The 17,495-nt window shown below is 38.8% G+C and carries 19 protein-coding genes; 5 read left to right on the top strand and 14 right to left on the bottom strand.

Annotation, left to right across the window (positions count from 1 at the left end; translation table 11 throughout):
• Positions 1 to 388: 388 nt before the first annotated feature.
• The 6 genes from I6F40_RS12530 to I6F40_RS12505 form a co-directional block, all read right to left on the bottom strand.
• Positions 389 to 1,624 carry a protein kinase domain-containing protein gene (locus I6F40_RS12530; protein ID WP_166377140.1) on the bottom strand — a complete coding sequence of 412 codons (1,236 nt, stop codon included), beginning with the start codon at positions 1,622 to 1,624 and terminating at the stop codon, positions 389 to 391.
• A gap of 236 nt (positions 1,625 to 1,860) precedes the next feature.
• Positions 1,861 to 2,286, bottom strand: a complete 426-nt coding sequence (locus tag I6F40_RS12525) for a hypothetical protein (protein ID WP_197193005.1) — start codon at positions 2,284 to 2,286, stop codon at positions 1,861 to 1,863.
• 1 nt (position 2,287) lies between these two features.
• Positions 2,288 to 2,590: a hypothetical protein gene (locus I6F40_RS12520; protein WP_166377138.1), complete on the bottom strand. Its 303-nt coding sequence runs from the start codon at positions 2,588 to 2,590 to the stop codon at positions 2,288 to 2,290.
• A gap of 424 nt (positions 2,591 to 3,014) precedes the next feature.
• Positions 3,015 to 4,085 (bottom strand): alkene reductase, encoded by a 1,071-nt coding sequence (locus tag I6F40_RS12515; RefSeq protein WP_166377137.1) that lies wholly within the window; start codon positions 4,083 to 4,085, stop codon positions 3,015 to 3,017.
• Positions 4,086 to 4,112: 27 nt separating this feature from the next.
• Positions 4,113 to 4,511, bottom strand: coding sequence for a nuclear transport factor 2 family protein (locus I6F40_RS12510; RefSeq protein ID WP_166377136.1), 399 nt, complete (start codon positions 4,509 to 4,511; stop codon positions 4,113 to 4,115).
• 23 nt (positions 4,512 to 4,534) lie between these two features.
• A complete protein-coding gene (locus I6F40_RS12505; RefSeq protein WP_166377135.1) occupies positions 4,535 to 5,068 on the bottom strand; it encodes a peroxiredoxin-like family protein in 534 nt (177 codons plus the stop codon).
• A gap of 78 nt (positions 5,069 to 5,146) precedes the next feature.
• On the opposite strand from I6F40_RS12505, the gene I6F40_RS12500 reads away from it, so the two are divergent.
• Positions 5,147 to 5,755 carry a TetR/AcrR family transcriptional regulator gene (locus I6F40_RS12500; RefSeq protein ID WP_231609358.1) on the top strand — a complete coding sequence of 203 codons (609 nt, stop codon included), beginning with the start codon at positions 5,147 to 5,149 and terminating at the stop codon, positions 5,753 to 5,755.
• A gap of 415 nt (positions 5,756 to 6,170) precedes the next feature.
• On the opposite strand, the gene I6F40_RS12495 is transcribed toward I6F40_RS12500, so the two are convergent.
• The 6 genes from I6F40_RS12495 to I6F40_RS12470 form a co-directional block, all read right to left on the bottom strand.
• Positions 6,171 to 6,449, bottom strand: a complete 279-nt coding sequence (locus I6F40_RS12495) for a peptidylprolyl isomerase (RefSeq protein ID WP_008171402.1) — start codon at positions 6,447 to 6,449, stop codon at positions 6,171 to 6,173.
• Positions 6,450 to 6,551: 102 nt separating this feature from the next.
• Entirely contained in the window at positions 6,552 to 6,974 is a 423-nt protein-coding gene (locus I6F40_RS12490; RefSeq protein ID WP_166377134.1) for a thiol-disulfide oxidoreductase DCC family protein, read from the bottom strand.
• Between the two features lie 24 nt (positions 6,975 to 6,998).
• Positions 6,999 to 7,526 carry a response regulator transcription factor gene (locus I6F40_RS12485; RefSeq protein ID WP_166377133.1) on the bottom strand — a complete coding sequence of 176 codons (528 nt, stop codon included), beginning with the start codon at positions 7,524 to 7,526 and terminating at the stop codon, positions 6,999 to 7,001.
• Positions 7,523 to 8,764, bottom strand: a complete 1,242-nt coding sequence (locus I6F40_RS12480) for a sensor histidine kinase (RefSeq protein WP_197193004.1) — start codon at positions 8,762 to 8,764, stop codon at positions 7,523 to 7,525. Before I6F40_RS12480 ends, I6F40_RS12485 begins: the two co-directional genes overlap by 4 nt.
• A gap of 61 nt (positions 8,765 to 8,825) precedes the next feature.
• A complete protein-coding gene (locus tag I6F40_RS12475; protein WP_149593101.1) occupies positions 8,826 to 9,230 on the bottom strand; it encodes a nuclear transport factor 2 family protein in 405 nt (134 codons plus the stop codon).
• 8 nt (positions 9,231 to 9,238) lie between these two features.
• The gene (locus I6F40_RS12470) at positions 9,239 to 10,546 is read right to left on the bottom strand and encodes a metal-dependent hydrolase family protein (RefSeq protein WP_197193003.1); all 1,308 of its coding nucleotides are present in this window, start codon (positions 10,544 to 10,546) and stop codon (positions 9,239 to 9,241) included.
• A 153-nt stretch (positions 10,547 to 10,699) separates the two neighbouring features.
• On the opposite strand from I6F40_RS12470, the gene I6F40_RS12465 reads away from it, so the two are divergent.
• Both I6F40_RS12465 and gloA2 read left to right on the top strand, forming a co-directional pair.
• Positions 10,700 to 11,779 carry a ketoacyl-ACP synthase III gene (locus I6F40_RS12465; RefSeq protein WP_010553987.1) on the top strand — a complete coding sequence of 360 codons (1,080 nt, stop codon included), beginning with the start codon at positions 10,700 to 10,702 and terminating at the stop codon, positions 11,777 to 11,779.
• A gap of 70 nt (positions 11,780 to 11,849) precedes the next feature.
• Positions 11,850 to 12,236 carry an SMU1112c/YaeR family gloxylase I-like metalloprotein gene (gene gloA2 / locus I6F40_RS12460; protein ID WP_121953611.1) on the top strand — a complete coding sequence of 129 codons (387 nt, stop codon included), beginning with the start codon at positions 11,850 to 11,852 and terminating at the stop codon, positions 12,234 to 12,236.
• Between the two features lie 38 nt (positions 12,237 to 12,274).
• Here gloA2 and I6F40_RS12455 read toward each other — a convergent pair whose 3' ends face one another.
• Positions 12,275 to 13,639, bottom strand: coding sequence for a leucyl aminopeptidase family protein (locus tag I6F40_RS12455; RefSeq protein ID WP_010553989.1), 1,365 nt, complete (start codon positions 13,637 to 13,639; stop codon positions 12,275 to 12,277).
• An 87-nt stretch (positions 13,640 to 13,726) separates the two neighbouring features.
• Positions 13,727 to 14,149 (bottom strand): hypothetical protein, encoded by a 423-nt coding sequence (locus I6F40_RS12450; protein WP_166377131.1) that lies wholly within the window; start codon positions 14,147 to 14,149, stop codon positions 13,727 to 13,729.
• Positions 14,150 to 14,261: 112 nt separating this feature from the next.
• Between I6F40_RS12450 and I6F40_RS12445 the strand changes: the two genes are divergently transcribed.
• Both I6F40_RS12445 and I6F40_RS12440 read left to right on the top strand, forming a co-directional pair.
• The gene (locus tag I6F40_RS12445; protein ID WP_101164269.1) at positions 14,262 to 14,432 is read left to right on the top strand and encodes an oxidoreductase-like domain-containing protein; all 171 of its coding nucleotides are present in this window, start codon (positions 14,262 to 14,264) and stop codon (positions 14,430 to 14,432) included.
• Between the two features lie 310 nt (positions 14,433 to 14,742).
• Positions 14,743 to 17,325 carry a TonB-dependent receptor plug domain-containing protein gene (locus tag I6F40_RS12440; RefSeq protein ID WP_010553992.1) on the top strand — a complete coding sequence of 861 codons (2,583 nt, stop codon included), beginning with the start codon at positions 14,743 to 14,745 and terminating at the stop codon, positions 17,323 to 17,325.
• Positions 17,326 to 17,495 lie beyond the last annotated feature (170 nt).

Raw genomic sequence — 17,495 nt, 5'->3', positions numbered from 1 at the left:
ATATCAACGGATATTACAACAACGTTAGGCCGCATCATTATAATGCCGGTTTAGCGCCAAATGAATCTGAGGTTAGATATCAAGATTCTAAAACTGTGGCCAAATTTTATTGACCACTACACAGTAACTTATTTGAGTTTCGACGCACATAAACAGCTAATTTATATAGCAAGAAAAAGCAAGACAGGCACCTTAATTGAACAAGCAAAGCTATCCCAATTAAGATGGGTATCACGTTAATTTATCCTCTTCAAATATATTTAAAACGTAGGTCGGATAAGCAAAGCGCCATCCGACACAGTAACTTATTTGAGTGTCGACGCACATAAACAGCTAATTTATTTAGCAAAATAAAGACAGACATCTTAATTGAACAAGCAAAACTATCCTAATTAAGGTGGGCAATTAAGATGGGTGTCACGTTAATTTCCTTATTCCAAACCGCATTTTCAACTCCTGTAGGTTCTATATTCTCAGCTTCAAGACGAAAATAATTCCATTGTGAGTCTAACCCAAATGATTCATACGTAAGTTTTTTGGGTTTTAACAGCTCGGCACTATTATCTGAAGTATGAAGAGCTAACATATCTCTTTCACTTGCGATTGATGCACCAGTTAAAGTTTGCCCTCCACCTGTGGGGAAAAACATGTGATTTAAGCTCTTTATTTTTGAGGTTTCAGCTAAAATTGCACAGATTGAATCTATATCTGTCCATGAGGCTTGAGCTGGTACTCCCGCAGGAAAATTAAGCTCCTGCAATTCTAGCCATTCAATTAAGTTTCTAGAATGGAAGTCTTTACTGATTTCAACCCATTCCTTAAATCTCGTTTTAAATTGTTCTGATGTTGGCCTCATTAAAGGGTTGTTATCTGTACATTCAACCAGCAAGTTATCAAGTTTTGTAGTTCTAACATCTGAGCAATATTTTTTAATAGAAAGAATCGAATTAGGGTTATATTGCCCGTCAAACCCTTTCTCTTGTCCAGTCATGAAAATCCAGAGCGTCTTGGCCAAAGAGTAAATATCCGCTGGCATTCCATCGGCCTCACTAGCATGTCGCCTCATCTCTGGTGCCATAGTAAACTTAGCTCCAACATCTCTTTGTTTAGGAGTAATATTTTCTTTCTTAGGATATTTAACTAGACCAAAATCAGAAAAACAAAGCCTTCCCTCATAAAATAAAATATTAGCGGGTTTAATATCTCTATGAGCAATTTTTTTATCATGCAAAAGCTCTAAAGTTTCAATTAAAGCAATAAAGCTTTCCGCAATATCTAAAGTGCTCTTCTTTTGCAATAAATCAGTGCATTCATAGGCTTTGGGCATGGTGAACCAAGGAGTGCTTTCTTCAGAAGTCTCAGGAATATTAGAATCAATTAAAGGAATGACACCATCAATTGAAATAGAAGATAAAATGTGAATTTCAGCTTTGAATCTTTGATAACTTACTTCATCAGGACTAAGTAAGAACTTCATAGCATGGTTATCAACCCCTTCTTGTGATATCTCCCATACATCTCCATTACCACCTTGCCCTAATTTTTTTACTAAAGTCCAACCACCAATTATTTTACCCTTTTTGCGTTTGATATTTTTCTTTCTAACGGCCTTGTTTACTGTCATCCTTTTTCCTAATTTAAAGTTTTATATAATGGTTAACAATAGAGCGTTAATAATATTGCATTTAACAGCAATAATACAAGCTAGCTTTTCTATCAAGACTTTGAAAAAAAATAAAAAAAACCACTCCAGCAAAGCTCGGATAAGCAGAGTGCGAGGCTAATGCTCAATCCCTTTGGCTTCAAAAGCAGCCAAAAATAAAGCCCCTTACGGGGCTTTGAGTTCAAGATATATTAATATTATGGAAGCTCAAAATATTTTCGATGTCTATATATTTTACATAGCTTTTCTTCACAAAACTCTAACTTCAAAGAGTTAAAAAACGATCCGTTAATATAGAAATACCAAGTATTTTGAGAAGAAAAAACTGTGTAGCCAACATCATGAAAAAGTGGTTCAATTATGACATCAAAATCAGTTCTCGTCGCTAGTGTTGTTGCTATTTCATCAGTTACTTTGATTTGAATAAAAATTGATTCATCAGCTTCTTTCAGGTTATTGAGCTTAAGTGGAAGTGATTCGTAAACATCCTTTTTTTTATCTCCAATTTGAAAACCATAGGCCGAGCCAACTGTTACCGATTCATCTATATACGTAAACCATAAATAAAATGGATAAGCTAATAACAAAGAAGCAATTACAAAAGATAGTGATTTAGTTTTCATTTTACTTATCATCCTTAAACTCAACTCTTTCAGATACTGTGCTGCCTGGTTGCATAGTGCCATTATTTACAAATGAAAAGCCACCATCAGCTTTATTAGCTACTGCACCTGCTCCTGAGTTGCTATTAACTCCGCCTTCCTTTTCTGGAACTAGACTATATTCCTGTCCACCTTTTACCGAATCTGCAATTTTCCCAACCGTGGCATCTGGGGCATCAATTTTTCTATATGTTGCTGTAGAACCTTCCCCACTTAAACTTTGCCAAGCTTTTGTATCGGTTAACAAAATTAAGATGACACCCATCCTAATTCTTAGTTCGCCACTCTTCAAATATATTTAAAACGTAGGTCGGATAAGCAAAGCGCCATCCGACACAGTAACTTATTTGAGTGTCGACAAACATAAACAGCTAATTTATTTAGCAAAATAAAGACAGGCACCTTAATTGAACAAGTAAAGCTATCCCAATTAAGATGGGTGTCACGTTAATTCCGTTATTAGGAGCATGACGCATGATAACCATGGCACCATAGCTCGAATATATGTCAGCAACTTTGCTTTTTAACAAGCTTGTGACGCATCATTACTGTGATATGAGATACATGATAATAAAATAAAGGCATCAATTTTGATGTTTATACATTAGCTCGTCTTGACTTCAGGGGAGCGTCCATATATGTCACGTTAATTTTTCATCAATACAGTGAGATTAAGTTACTGTATTTATTTATAAAACTGGGTAGTCTGTATACCCTTTATGATCACCACCATAAAAAGTACTCATATCTAACTCATTAAACTCAACATTTAACTTAAATCGTTGCGGTAAATCAGGGTTAGCAATAAATAAGCGCCCATAGGTAATGGCTGTTGCTTTATTTGATAATATACGTTCAGCTCCGGATTCTGCTGTATAATTTCCATTAGCAATATAAGGCCCAGTCCAAAATGTACGTATTTCATCTAAAATGGCTCTTTTATCCTCACTCAGTTGAGTAAAAGGCATTTCTTCATTTATTTCTAAAAATGCAAGGCCATGCTGATTAAGCTGTGATACAACATATTTAAAAGTACCTGCAATATCACCTTCACCTACATTGTTATAATTACTCACTGGAGATAATTTAACACCCACTCTATCTGCTCCCCAAATATCGATAGCATCTTGAGCAATCTCTTTAAGAAAACGGTAACGGTTTTCTAATGTTCCTCCGTATTGATCATTGCGTTGATTTGTACTTTCTTGAAGGAATGTATCAATAATAAAGCCACCAGCAGCATGTATTTCAACACCATCAAACCCTGCTTCAAGTGCATATTTACTTGCTTGAGCAAAGTCTTGTCGTAACTCTGCAATCTCTTCTAACGTTATTTCTCTTGGTGGTGTTGGCATTGCCATACCATTGACAACCATAGTTTCTTGATTACTTGGAACAGCTGAAGGGGCAACAACATCACGTCCTTCTGGCATTAAAGATTCATGAGAAGCTCGGCCTGAATGCCAAAGCTGTAAAAAAATAACACCACCCTCAGCATGAACCGCGTCAGTTGTTTTTTTCCATGAAGCCACTTGATCCGCAGTATAAATACCTGGGCAATTAATACCACCTGACCAATTATTAATGCGAGTTGATTCGGCAATAATCAACCCAGCACTTGCGCGCTGACGATAATATTCAGCAGTAATTTCTGGGTTAATACCTTCATGATCAGCCCTGTAACGGCTCATTGGTGCCATGAAAATACGATTTTTAACGGTATAGCGACCTATTTGAGTCGGTTCGAAAAGTACAGACATAAGAATTCTCTTTATTATGGTAAAAGGTTATAGGGCTTGGTCGGGGTGAAGAAAAATAACTTCTCGGATAACTTGCCAACGTCCATTTTCATATACAAAATCTATACTTAAATCTAGCATCATATCCTTTCCCGCTAAATTATTTTTACGCGATAACACGACTAAACCTGTTTCAGGGTTAGCTTCAACATGATGAAATTTTGCCCATGTGTTCATCGGTGCTCCGTTATTTTTATTTGCTTCAATCATCGCTTTAAATGCGACTTTATCTGCTTTATGAACTTGGCCACTCGGATCAATCATAACCACTTGCATGTTATCGTGGTAAATCAAATTAAGTGCATCAATATCATGATTACTTGCGCTTTTAATTAGGCTATCGATAGCTTCTTTAACTGCCACTTTATAAGGATTTTTAGTTGTCATTAGTCTTTCCTAAAAGTAATAAATTAATTATACGAGCCGTTAATTGGGAATTTATCAGTCATGTTACGATAATATTTTAGCCCCATTAGCATAGAAGCAATGGGTGGACGAGCGAACGGTACATTTGACACATCGACCATTTGTAAACAACCTTCTTCGTTGATTACAAAAAGTCCGGGTTCTGCAAAAGCTCGTTCGACATTCATACCATTACGAGGTCCAGAAATATAAAGGCCAAGCTGTTTCATTTGCTCAATAGTTAAATCGTAACCAACCTCAAAGTTTGGATTCACTTCTGACATTTGAATGGCCGTCCGCTCAGCCGAATCAGCAGAAATCGCAATAACGTCAACACCAAGTAAATTAAATTCAGGCAAGGCTTGTTTAAGTTCTTGCAGGTATCTAGTACATAAAGGGCAATGTTTACCCCGATATACAATAATCATTTTCCAATCAAATCCATCTACTGGCGTCGCTATATTTAAAGTTCCACCACCATATTTACTGATGCTAATGTTTGGAAATACTTGCCCAGCTTGAAGTACTGATACGGTCATTTGTTTGCCTCTATTAATTATGTATCGAACGATATATAATAATAGTAAGATCTTAAACTATAAGTCAAGAGATATATATTGAACGATACAAAAAGAATTGGCCGACCTCGAACATTTAATACTGATGAAGCTTTATTGGCTGCTATGAATGTTTTCTGGAAGAAGGGCTACGATGGAGCATCACTAAAAGATCTTACTCTGGCGATGGGAATCAGTGGCCCTAGCATGTATGCGGCATTTGGTGATAAGCGAGAACTGTATTTAAAAACTATTGACCTCTATTCGAATGTTGATGGATGTGCACCTATTATTTCTTTTGAAGCAGAGCCTGATATAGAGAAGGCAGTGATAGGCTTTTTAGAAGCCGTTATTGATTACGCTACAATTCAGAGTGAAGGTACTAACGGTTGTTTTTTAGCTTCATGTGTATCAACTAGTGTTGGAGAAGTTGAAGGTGTAAAAGAACGTATGGTCAATGCAATTAATGAAACTGACTCTAGACTTGCTGCTCGTTTTGATGCTGAAAAAGAAAAAGGCAGGTTACCAGAAAACTTCCCATCAAAAGAAAGAGCACGACTCATGTTTGACATGCGTCAAGGGTACGTATTTAGAGGAAGGACAGGTGCTTCGGCTCAAACATTAAAGGAAGATTTAGTACATCGTGCAAAAATGATTGTATCGAAATAAATTTAAAGGGTAGTAGTCAATTTAAGTAATCGATTTCCTGCCAGCCTGCTTTTTTGATTGAAAATCGACATCGCATAAGTTGGCCAGGGCAATCGCATTAAAATATTTGTAGCACTTTTAGCAACAAAATTAAGATGACACCCATCCTAATTATTAGTTCGTCAAAGTGTAAAGTTTAGGATAGATGATGAGATTGACGCTTGCTAAGACGCGTCAATTGCCAAACTGCTTTAGCAAATTAAGTACGATAAAGTACTTTAATTACATGCCAGCCAAATTTAGTTTTAACTAAGCGAAATTAAGATGAAAGGAAATTAAGATGACACCCATCCTAATTCTTAGTTCTTCAAAATATAAAATTTAGGATAGGTGATGAGATGGACGCTCCCCAATACAGCGTCAATTGCCAAACTGCTTAAGTACGATAAAGTACTTTAATTACATGCCAGCCGAATTTTGTTTTAACTAGGTGGGGCTCTAAAATTGCGCCTTTAAATGCAATTTTGTCAAACTGTGGAACCATTTGGCCGCGTCCAAATTCACCTAAGTCTCCGCCTTTTTTGCCCGATGGGCATGACGAATACTTTTTAGCTAAGGTTTGAAACTTTGCACCTTTACCTAATTGCTTAATAATATCTTCTGCAATCTCTTTGTGCTTAACCAAAATGTGAAGTGCATGTGCTGTGTTTGCCATGAAAAAAGCCTTTTATACCGTTAGCTAAAATTAAACGCGGCGATTTTAACACAACCTCATAAACCTAGCATCTACTTATACAGCAGTGTATTAACGCCTAATTTATAAATAATGTTTAGCATCATCAGGGTTGGGAATTCTGCAGTACTGATATTTTCCAAATAAGGTATAGCGGTTTAAAGCAACCCTATCGTATAACCAATTATTAAACCTATTTGGCAAAACACTAAATACGTTTGCTAGCTTGTATGGGTAACCTAGTTGCTTAACAACGTTAAAAAAAGCATGACTTTGTGTAAATGCTTTGCCATCTTCAACAAACACCATTGAGGCATATTCAGTTGTTGAAAAACCAAAGTGTGTTAACAACAATTCCCCTTTTGGAGATTGCACACTGCATAATTTAAAAATGGTATTTGTATCGTGAGTAATAATAAAATTACACCACGCGCTGCATAGCTTACATTGCGCGTCGAATAATATAATTTTTTGATTAAGCATTAATTTAGCTGCATCATCGCTCATAACACTTTCCTTAAATTAAGTACTTTACTGTTGCACCGGCTTTTTTTGTAATTTACGCTGTAACGTGCGCCTGTGCATATTAAGTTGCCGCGCGGTAACCGACACATTGCCATTATTACTATGTAATACTTGTTGAATATGCTCCCACTCTAAGCGCTCCGGCGACATAACTGCATCATCAATAACATTCGATACCGATGCCACAGGCTCGGTGTTAAGCGCTTTTAATAATGTTGCCATATCAACCGGCTTTGTAAGGTAGTCGGTTGCGCCTAAACGCATTGCCTCTACTGCGGTTGCTATACTTGCGAACCCAGTTAGTAAAACAATATGTGCTTGTGCAAGTAAACTACGCAGCGGCTTTATGAGTGCAAGTCCGTTATCGTCGCCTAGTTTCATGTCTAATAAAACAAAGTCGGGCAATAGTTTGCGCGCAACAAGTAACGCATCGCTTTGGTTATGCGCCACCTCGCAGGTAAAGCCTTGTTTAGTTAAGCGCCTTGCCAGTGTGCTGGCTAAATTAATGTCGTCTTCAATTATAAGTAACTTCATGAGGCGTTATTCTCAGTGTTTACAATAGCGAGTTTAACTTTGGCGACAGCGCCGCCATCTGCATGGTTAAACAAGGTAAGTGAGCCATTTAAACGCTCAAAAGTAACGTTTGATAAAAGCACAGCAAGCCCCATTCCTTGATCGCTTGGCATAAGCTGACCACCCAGCTCTGCTAATTGCGATGATGAAAAGCCAGGGCCAAAATCGCGAATTAACAAGTAAACGCATTCACTATGTAAGTTATCTTGCTGCCAACTCAGCTCTAATTGAGTTTGACCTTGTTTTTGATTAGCGAGCGCGGCGTTTTGCAATAAATTTAAAATAGCAGGCAATAACATCGCATCACTCAATAGCGTTGCCGCAATAGGTGGCGTAATCCATTTAATGTGCTGATCAGGGTATTGCAGTAAAAGTGTGTCTGTAATTTGTGTTTGCAGTTGCTTTACTGTTACATGTTCTTGCGAATTTTTAAGGCGTAATTGCCTTGAGAGTTTTCTAAAGTCGTTAAGCTGTGTACTGCACTGAGTAAGCGGCGCTTGCATGTGCTTAACAATAGGGTTGTTTGGTTGATCTTCTAATAACTCTTCAAACAATAGCTGTAAATTTGCTATAGGGGTCGCAAGTTGATGGGTTATTTGCGCAGCAGCGCCATCAAGGGTAACAAGCTGTTCGTTACGTAATTGTTTTTCACGCACGTTTGCAATAATACGCTCTCGCTCTTTAAGTGCCCTGTTCATTGCGCCAATAACAAGTGCAATTACACTAGCACTTAAAACAAAATTAACCCACATGCCAATAAAGTGACCACTCATATTCATTTGATGCATACTGTGATCGGGCATCTTAATCAGTAGCAAACTGTATGCGGCAATGGCTAATACTGCAATATAAGCCAATCCTTTTTCTCGCAGCGTAACAGCAGCTATCATTATTGGGAGCAATAACAGTGATACAAATGCATTGGTTGCACCGCCGCTTAGCGAAAGCAAAACCGTTAAAAATAATACATCTGCAGTTAGCTGCATCAACATACCCAAAGGTTTAGCGCGGCTTACATTACGATAAGCAAACAGGCTAATAAACTGAAAAACAGCCTCAACGGCAATAACAATCAGTAAAGGCAGTAATGCAATTTGATATTCTAGTAAAAAATAAACGCTAAGCACAGCAATTAATTGCACGGCAATTGCGCCGCTTCGCAGCATTAATAGTCGACTAATAGTGGGGTCGGTACGCATTAACAAAAGGTAATTGCCTAATCAAATGTTTAATAAGGTTATTTTAACGGGTATATGGTTTTTAATCATCATCCATCGAAATTGAAAACGGTGCACAAGGCGTTCCTTGGTGAAACACCATTTGCCATTGCTCGCCTTGTTTACGCCAAAGCGACATACGTAACGAGTAATTAAACTCCGCCCGAGCAGAGCGCCTATAAGCAGCTTGATAACTAAGTTGCACTACATCATCGCTCAGCATTCGGCCCTTAAAATGCTGATTATAAAACTGTGGCACAACCTCGGTAGGTAAGCGGGTAAGTACTTGGTATTTATTAAATGTAGTGCCGTTGGCAGCAATTTCGATAAATTCATCATCGAGTAAAGCATCTAATGCGCGCTCAGATTGGCGAACTTCTGGGTCTAGTAACTGGCGCTCAGCGTCAATCAAATGATTAAACAACGACACTTTTATTTTGCTGCTCATAACCTTCCCTATTGTTTATAAACTTGCCCGGCTTTCATAACAAATTGCACGTTTTTAAGTACGTCGATATTTTTAAGCGGTGAGCCATTCACACTGATAATATCTGCTTGTTTACCAACACTCAAGTCGCCAATGAGTGCGCTTTGCCCCAGCAGTTTAGCTGCATGTATAGTTGCTGATTTAATAGCTTGGGCTTCGCTCATTCCATTGTTTACCATTAAACTAAATTCGTTAGCATTGAGCCCATGACGCGACACCCCAGAGTCTGTTCCAAAAGCTATATTAACCTCATTTTTCAGTGCAAGTTTGAACGAAGCCTGCATTTTTGGTGTTACCTCTCGCACTTTATCAGCTATTGCCGGTGGCATATTTGGATTTGTTAGCACCTCTTCACTTACCGTTGCACCCGCTAAAAGCGTCGGAACTAAATAAGCTCCCGTTTTTTTAAATAACTTTATTGCCTCTTTATCTAAATAAGAGCCATGCTCAATAGAATCTACACCGGCTTTTAAGGCCGCTTTTATACCTTGTGTACCGTGTGCATGCGCTGTAACTTTACGCCCTAAGTGGTGAGCCGTATCAACAATTGCAATCAGCTCTGCATCTGTAAGTTGTTGGTTAACACCTGCTGCGGTATTACTTAGTACTCCACCCGTGGCAGTAATTTTAATTACATCAGCACCGCTTTTTATTACCTCACGTACCGCACGGCTACAATCATCAGCGCCATTACATATACCAATCCCGCCTGTAACTGCATCTGTAATATCTTTTCGATAACCGTGCATATCTGCGTGCCCACCGGTAGGCGATATTGTATTACCCGCTGCAAAAATGCGAGGGCCGTTAATATCATTTCGCTCAATAGCACGTTTTAGCGGAAATATAACTTTGTGATCGCTACCTAAATCTCGCACTGATGTAAAACCCGCATCGAGCGTACGTTGTAAATATTTAATTGAGCGCAAAGCATAATCGGCATCATATTCTGTTGCCCAGCGGTGAGGGTTTGCTTTAGCATCTCGCTCAAACGTAACGTGAACATGCATATCAATAAGACCAGGCATTACAAATTGATTTTTAAGATTTATAATATCGGCATCAGGTAGGTTAAGTTCTGCTTTTGTGAGGTAGCCGTTTTTAATGGCTGTTATTGTATTATCTGTTATGACTAACGTTTGCTCTTTTTTTACTTTTTGATCCTCGGATGCAAGTAAACTGCCCGCATAAATAATTTTATGCTGTTGAGCAAAAGCCCCATTTGCTATTAATGCCAGCGTTATTGCAGTGAATGTTGTTATTAGTGTTGTTTTCATACTTGCTCCTTTTTTATACTAGCATTACCTTAAATAACCTGTAATTGCGAATATTTACGACACAAAGCATGCTATAAACTAGTCTTGAAAGCCGTTTTTTGGTATAACTCACCCATTAGTAATACATGTCAGACCACCTTAAGAGAACATACTATGCCTTACGCACATATCACTGGTTGGGGTAAATGCATTCCACCAGCAAGCATTAGCAACGATGAAATTAGTGAAATAGTTGATACCACCGACGAGTGGATAACCTCGCGTACAGGTATTAAATCTCGCCGAGTGAGCCATGTAAGTACCGCCGAGCTGGCAACCGTTGCTGCTAAGCATGCTATTGCGTGCGCAGGCGTTGATCCTAAAGATATTGATTTAGTAATATTAGCAACCTGTACACCTTCTACTGTTGTGGCAAATACCGCCTCACAAGTGCAAAAAAACATTGGTGCAACAGGCGCTGCCGCAATGGATACAAACGCGGCATGTTCGGGCTTTTTATATGCATTGCAAGCTGCTACAGCACAAATTCAAGCGGGTATGATCAAAAAAGCAGTGGTCATTGCCGCTGAGCGTATGACCTGGTACGTAAACTGGGCACGTCGCGATAGCGCTGTTTTATTTGGCGATGGCGCAGGTGCAGTAGTACTTGAAGCGGCAGATACGCCAGCTGGTTTACTAGCAACCAAAACTGGTTGTGACAGTGAAGACCGCGATATTTTACACATCACTAACTTTGGTAGTGATTTAAATAAATATGAGCCAATTGGACCATCTGATTTATTATTTGAAGGTCGTGAAATTTTCAAACGTGCTGTTAAAGGCATGAGCGAAGCGTGCGACGATGTACTTAAACAAGCCGATTTGAGCCTTGATGACATTAATGTACTCGTTCCACACCAAGCTAACTTACGTATTATTCAAGCTATTCAGCATCGTTTAAAAGTACCTGACGAAAAAGTAATGGTTAACATTGGTGAGTATGGTAATACCTCTGCTGCTACGATTGCTATTGCGTTATGTGAAGCCGTTGAGCAAGGGTTAATTAAACCGCATTCAAATATTATGTCTGCTGCATTTGGTGCAGGCCTTACGTGGGCTGCAAGTTACATAAAATGGGGCGAACGCGTAACGCCTATTAGTGTAAGCGATGCCGCTTTACCGCCATGTGATAAAACCGGTTTAGAACTTGTAGCACCGGCCGTTAAAGCATGTAAAGAAGCGCAGCCAAGCTAACACAACATGTAGTAAGCAACATATAAAACGCACTTCATTAAGTGCGTTTTTGCTTTTTAAGGAATTAAATTTGAAACTTTTAGGTATTCACCACGCTGCGATTATTTGTAGTGACTATGCGCGTTCTAAACACTTTTATAGCAATGTACTTAAACTTAACGTTATTAATGAGCACTTTAGAGCTGATCGTAATTCATATAAATTAGATTTAGCCATGCCCGATGGTAGCCAAATAGAGCTATTTTCGTTTGATGGATCGCCCGCAAGACCAAGCTATCCCGAAGCACAAGGCTTAAGACATTTAGCTTTTAAGGTAGCGGATGTACAGATTGCAAAAACGTATTTAGAGTCGTGCGAAGTAAACGTTGAGGATATTAGAGTGGATGAAATAACCGGCAAAAAGTTTACCTTTTTTGCCGATCCAGATAACTTGCCACTTGAGCTTTATGAGGTTTAAAACTCATAAGCTCAAGTTCTTACTATTGAATCAAAAACTTATTTATTAAAACGATTTTGTAAGTAGTTAAATACAGCACGAATACCTAATGCTTCACCACCCGTTGGACGACCTGGTAATGCACGTAAGTTCCACGCCATTACATCAAAATGTACCCACGGTGTTGTTGGTTCAACAAATTCTTTTAAGTAAAGCGCTGCAGTAATAGCACCACCAAACGGTGTACTTGCGCAGTTTGCCATATCGGCTACATCACTTTTTAGTAAGCTTTTGTATTGCTCAAACAACGGAAGTTGCCAAACAGGGTCATGGACACTTAAACCTGCATCAATAATACCGTTTGCTACATCGCGCTCTGTTGAGAAAAAGCCCGGAAGCTCCGTGCCTAAAGCAACACGACATGCACCCGTAAGGGTAGCAAAATCAATAATTAGCTCAGGATTATCGTTTTGTGCTTCGCTTAATGCATCACACAATACTAAGCGCCCTTCTGCGTCTGTATTATCAATTTCGACCATAATGCCTTTGCGAGTTTTAACAACATCGCCAGGGCGAAATGCATTGCGCGATACTGCATTTTCAACAGCAGGTACAAGCACTCGTAATCTAATTGGTAAGTTAGCTGCCATAATAAGCTGTGCTAGTGCAATTACGTGCGCCGCGCCGCCCATGTCTTTTTTCATGTTACGCATGCCAGAACTTGGTTTTAAATCAAGTCCGCCTGAGTCAAAACATACGCCCTTACCTACTAGTGTAATTAATGGAGCATCTGTCGCACCCCATTTTAAATCAAGTAAACGCGGTTTATTTTCGCTTGCACGACCCACCATGTGAATAGTCGGGTAGTTTTGCTCTAGTAACTCATCGCCAATCCACTGTGAAAATTCGCCATTGTAAGTTGCAGCTAAATCTTCCATTACTTGCGATAAATGTTGCGGCATCATGTCTACCGCTGGCGTATTAACTAAATCACGTGCAAGTGTAATGGCATCAGCTTGTTGGCTAATACGCTCAAACAACGCTTTATCGCTAATGGCTAATTGCGCTTTTGCTGTTGGTTTTTCTTTATATTCACTAAATTCGTAACCACCAAGCACAAACCCTAAAGCAACTTGCTCTACAAAAGCGCTCTCGCCTTGAATTTGATAAGTACCAGTAGGAAGTGTATTTGCTAAATTACCCGCAGCCCAAAAATCATCGCTACTTTGCATTAAACAAAATACCTGGCTTAACTCGCCCGTTTTAGCATCAGGGATTAAAGCAACACCTTGCTTTTCGAAACCTGTATTAGTTAACCAATTTTGTATAAATGCAGGCTGCTGTGCTTGCCAGTCAGATAATTCGTTTTTAAGAATAAAAGATAAAGGAATACCAGAAGATGTATGACGTAGTAATGCACTCATTAAAAAGCTCATATAATATAAAAATGGTACTTAAGAGCATATCAATAAGCGCACCTAAAAGGTATCGCTAATTTGAAGGGATTTTAGCTACTTTTTTAAGCTATTTTTGGATTTTTGCTTTTGATTTTCTTGATTAATTTTCTCATCAAGCTCTTTAATCGATTTGTTCATATTAAACGAACTTGGCAGTACATCAACTCCCACCAAACTCCCTAATTTAACAACTAAAGGAATTGTAAGCGGGGCAAAAGGTAATACTGCAAACACACCGAGCCCTAACCCTTTTAAAATATCAACAAACTGTTCATTAGCGCGTTTTAACTCCTCTTTACTTGTTTGGCCTTGAGTGTAGCGCCTATAAATAGAGAGCATTTCTTTGGTTTCTTGTTTTTCTTGCGCAAGTGCAATTTTGAGCGCCACCATAGCACGGCGAAAACGCAGCTGTTGGCGTTTTTTACTAATTTTAACTACCCGCCAAGGTGCACGGTGAATAACTTTATATAATCGCATAACTTTTATTTTCACACAGCAGCACGGGTTCACAAAGAATAATTTACTTACAACATCCTTTAACTTATCCTTTGCACCAAATTAGTATTAAATACATACAACAACACTGAATATGACAAACCAACTACCGCAAAAACCCGAAAAACCAAAATCTGATGAATGTTGTGGTGGTGGCAGTTGCTGCCCCTGCGTGTGGGATGAATATAAAGAAAAATTAGCAACTTGGCGATGCGCACAAAACATTGAAAACACCACCAAAAAGAAACAAATAAATAACATTTAAATACTGATAACGCATTAATTTTCCTCTCAACAACCCTATTTGCACTTATTTAGTTCATTTTAGCTTTACTTTGCACCATTGTTGCATTTTTTCTTAAATTGAATCTTTTTGTTATCAAATGGTTAATTAGTAATTGCCCTTCCCGTTTTTTACCTATAGTCTGTAAATAGGACTTCACAAAAAGTAAGCTTAATTGATTAGGCTTTTGAGCTAAACCCTCAAACCTATGTGAAACAAAAAATTAAGTTAAAAATAAATGATGTGAAATTAGCATCAAAAATAAGAATTATTCTAACTGGGGAAAATTAGAATGAAATTAAAAAATAATGCGCTAAACCAAGCAATCAAATTTGCTTTAGCTACAACCACTGCAGGGTTGTTTTTTTCGGGTTCTGCTATTGCAGCAGACGAGCAACAGCAAACTAAAGTAAATAAAAACGTAGAGAAAATTGCCGTAGTAGGTACGCGCTCAGCTCCACGTTCAATCGGTGACTCACCAGTTCCAATCGATATTATTGGCGGCGAAGAATTAGAAAGATCAGGCAATACCGACATGCTTGAGCTTTTAAAAGGTGCCGTGCCATCTTTTAACGTACATCAAAATCCTATTAGTGATGCGGCCTCTCTTGTTCGCCCAGCTAACTTACGTGGTTTACCATCAGACAGCACATTGGTTCTTTTAAACGGCAAACGTCGTCATCGTGCTTCTGTAATTGCATTTTTAGGCGGTGGTATTAACGATGGCGCGCAAGGCGCAGATATTTCAGTTATTCCAAGCATTGCTATTAAACAAGTAGAAGTACTTCGTGATGGCGCAGCTGCACAATATGGTTCTGATGCAATAGCCGGTGTAATGAACTTCCAACTAAAAGACGCTTCTGAAGGTGGCAAATTAGAAATCCGCCATGGTCAATTTTATGAAGGTGACGGCGATACAACACAAGTGTCGGGTAACGTGGGTTTACCGTTTACCGACAATGGCTTTGCTAATTTAAGCTTTCAATATAAAACAGCTGATGCAACAAGCCGCTCAGTTCAACGTGCCGATGCCGCAGCACTTTCAGCTGCCGGTGTTCCTGATGTATCTTCTCTTGCACAAGTATGGGGCGCACCAGAAGTAAACGACGATATTACAATTTTTGGTAACGTAGGTTTAGAGCTAACAAACGATTCTGAATTTTACATGTTTGGTAATTACTCTGAACGTGATGTGCGCGGCGGCTTTTACTACCGTAACCCGCAAACACGTTCTGGCGTTTACTCAAATGATGGTGGCGAAACACTACTTGTTGCAGATTTAACACCTGATATGAGCGCTAACTGTCCTACTATTGCAATAACAGATGGCAACGTATTAGATGATCCTGCTTATATAAATGGTGTAGCGAACAACCCAGATTGTTTTGCCTTTAACGAAACGCTTCCAGGTGGCTTTACACCTAACTTTGGCGGCAACATTACTGATACTTCTTTAACTATTGGTACTAAAGGGCGATTCACTGGTGGTTTCTTAAAAGATACTTACTATGACTTAAGCGGTACTGTGGGTTTAAATGAATCACGTTACTTCATCTATGACACGGTTAATGCTTCTTTAGGTGCAGACACGCCACGTGACTTCAGTCCGGGTAAATATGAACAGCTAGAGAAAAACTTTAACTTTGATTTATCAAAGGGTGTCGACTTTGGTTTAGCTTATGATGTAAACATTGCCGGTGGTTTTGAATGGCATGAAGAAACATTCACTATCATTTCTGGTGATGAAGAATCTTACACAGCAGGCCCTTTAACAGCACAAGGTTTTGGTATTGGCTCTAACGGCTTCCCAGGTTTTAAACCATCACAAGCAGGTGAGTTTTCTCGACGTAACTATGCAGCGTATGTTGATGTTGAAGCACCATTTACTGAAGACTTTTTAATGGGCGTAGCGCTTCGCTTTGAAGACTACGACAGCTTTGGTACTACAACTAACTACAAAGTAATGGCTCAATACCATTTAACTGAAGATTTAAATATTCGTGGTTCTGTAAGTAGCGGTTTCCGTGCACCTACAGTTGGTCAAGCTAACGTAAGTAACGTACAAACAAGCTTAGACAGCGGCGTGTTACAAGATTCAGCGCTTCTTCCACCAACAAACCCTATTGCAGTGCAATTAGGTGGTACAGAGCTTGAGCCGGAAGAATCACAAAGCTATACACTTGGTGCTGTATACACAATCGGCGAGTTATTTTTAACGCTTGATTACTACAACATTCAAGTAGATGACCGTATTAGCCAATCAGATAAAATAAACTTAAGCCAAGCAGATAAAGATACACTTACAGCCGCTGGAGTTCCTAATGTACAAGGTCTTGCTCAGGTAAGCTTTTTTACAAATGACTTTGATACAACAACTCAAGGTATCGATTTAGTTGCAAACTATACTGCTGAACTAATGGGCGGTAGCTCTACATTTAGCCTTGCTTATAACTGGAATGATACTGAAGTAACTCAATTTAGTGAAATTACAGGTGCGTTTAAAGTTAAACGCTTAGAAGAAGATTTACCTAACCATCGTGCAACGTTCACATTGTCTCAACAATGGGAATCAGTTTCTGCATTTGCTCGTGCAAACTACTACGGCGAATACCAAGGTGTTCACGTTGATTATGATGCAACAGCTAAAACAGCAGATGCTGCAGTCACTATTGATGCTGAAGTAACTTACTTCTTAAATGAATCAGTTAGCTTCTCTGTAGGCGCTCAAAACTTATTCGACCAAGATGCTGAAAAACTTGATTTTGCAGATGCAACGGGTATCCCTAATAACAACTGGGGTGGTCAGTTCTACGAAACATCTCCGTTTGGTATTAACGGTGGCTTTTACTACGCTAAAGCAACATATACTTTTTAAACTATTTTCATGAAGAACCAAAGGCGAAATGTTAAAGACATTTCGCCTTTTTAATTTTATAGTTAATAAAAATAATAATGAACAATACCAATTGCATTGAATAAGTGTTCTATTATAGCGCTCAGAAAATAGCGTAATAACAAGGCGAAAACTATGATATATAGTTGCTC

This window comes from Pseudoalteromonas sp. SWXJ133 (assembly GCF_015864365.1).
In the GTDB taxonomy this organism is placed as follows: domain Bacteria; phylum Pseudomonadota; class Gammaproteobacteria; order Enterobacterales; family Alteromonadaceae; genus Pseudoalteromonas; species Pseudoalteromonas arctica.
Note: the sequence above shows the minus strand (reverse complement) of the source record. Positions and strands in the feature narration are given on the sequence as shown.

What these genes read in the sequence shown, in the direction of transcription:
- I6F40_RS12530 (WP_166377140.1), bottom strand. Translation starts at nt 1,624, where the DNA reads ATGACAGTAAACAAGGCCGTTAGAAAGAAAAATATCAAACGCAAAAAG.
- I6F40_RS12525 (WP_197193005.1), bottom strand. Translation starts at nt 2,286, where the DNA reads ATGAAAACTAAATCACTATCTTTTGTAATTGCTTCTTTGTTATTAGCT.
- I6F40_RS12520 (WP_166377138.1), bottom strand. Translation starts at nt 2,590, where the DNA reads ATGGGTGTCATCTTAATTTTGTTAACCGATACAAAAGCTTGGCAAAGT.
- I6F40_RS12515 (WP_166377137.1), bottom strand. Translation starts at nt 4,085, where the DNA reads ATGTCTGTACTTTTCGAACCGACTCAAATAGGTCGCTATACCGTTAAA.
- I6F40_RS12510 (WP_166377136.1), bottom strand. Translation starts at nt 4,511, where the DNA reads ATGACAACTAAAAATCCTTATAAAGTGGCAGTTAAAGAAGCTATCGAT.
- I6F40_RS12505 (WP_166377135.1), bottom strand. Translation starts at nt 5,068, where the DNA reads ATGACCGTATCAGTACTTCAAGCTGGGCAAGTATTTCCAAACATTAGC.
- I6F40_RS12495 (WP_008171402.1), bottom strand. Translation starts at nt 6,449, where the DNA reads ATGGCAAACACAGCACATGCACTTCACATTTTGGTTAAGCACAAAGAG.
- I6F40_RS12490 (WP_166377134.1), bottom strand. Translation starts at nt 6,974, where the DNA reads ATGAGCGATGATGCAGCTAAATTAATGCTTAATCAAAAAATTATATTA.
- I6F40_RS12485 (WP_166377133.1), bottom strand. Translation starts at nt 7,526, where the DNA reads ATGAAGTTACTTATAATTGAAGACGACATTAATTTAGCCAGCACACTG.
- I6F40_RS12480 (WP_197193004.1), bottom strand. Translation starts at nt 8,764, where the DNA reads ATGCGTACCGACCCCACTATTAGTCGACTATTAATGCTGCGAAGCGGC.
- I6F40_RS12475 (WP_149593101.1), bottom strand. Translation starts at nt 9,230, where the DNA reads ATGAGCAGCAAAATAAAAGTGTCGTTGTTTAATCATTTGATTGACGCT.
- I6F40_RS12470 (WP_197193003.1), bottom strand. Translation starts at nt 10,546, where the DNA reads ATGAAAACAACACTAATAACAACATTCACTGCAATAACGCTGGCATTA.
- I6F40_RS12465 (WP_010553987.1), top strand. Translation starts at nt 10,700, where the DNA reads ATGCCTTACGCACATATCACTGGTTGGGGTAAATGCATTCCACCAGCA.
- I6F40_RS12455 (WP_010553989.1), bottom strand. Translation starts at nt 13,639, where the DNA reads ATGAGTGCATTACTACGTCATACATCTTCTGGTATTCCTTTATCTTTT.
- I6F40_RS12450 (WP_166377131.1), bottom strand. Translation starts at nt 14,149, where the DNA reads ATGCGATTATATAAAGTTATTCACCGTGCACCTTGGCGGGTAGTTAAA.
- I6F40_RS12445 (WP_101164269.1), top strand. Translation starts at nt 14,262, where the DNA reads ATGACAAACCAACTACCGCAAAAACCCGAAAAACCAAAATCTGATGAA.
- I6F40_RS12440 (WP_010553992.1), top strand. Translation starts at nt 14,743, where the DNA reads ATGAAATTAAAAAATAATGCGCTAAACCAAGCAATCAAATTTGCTTTA.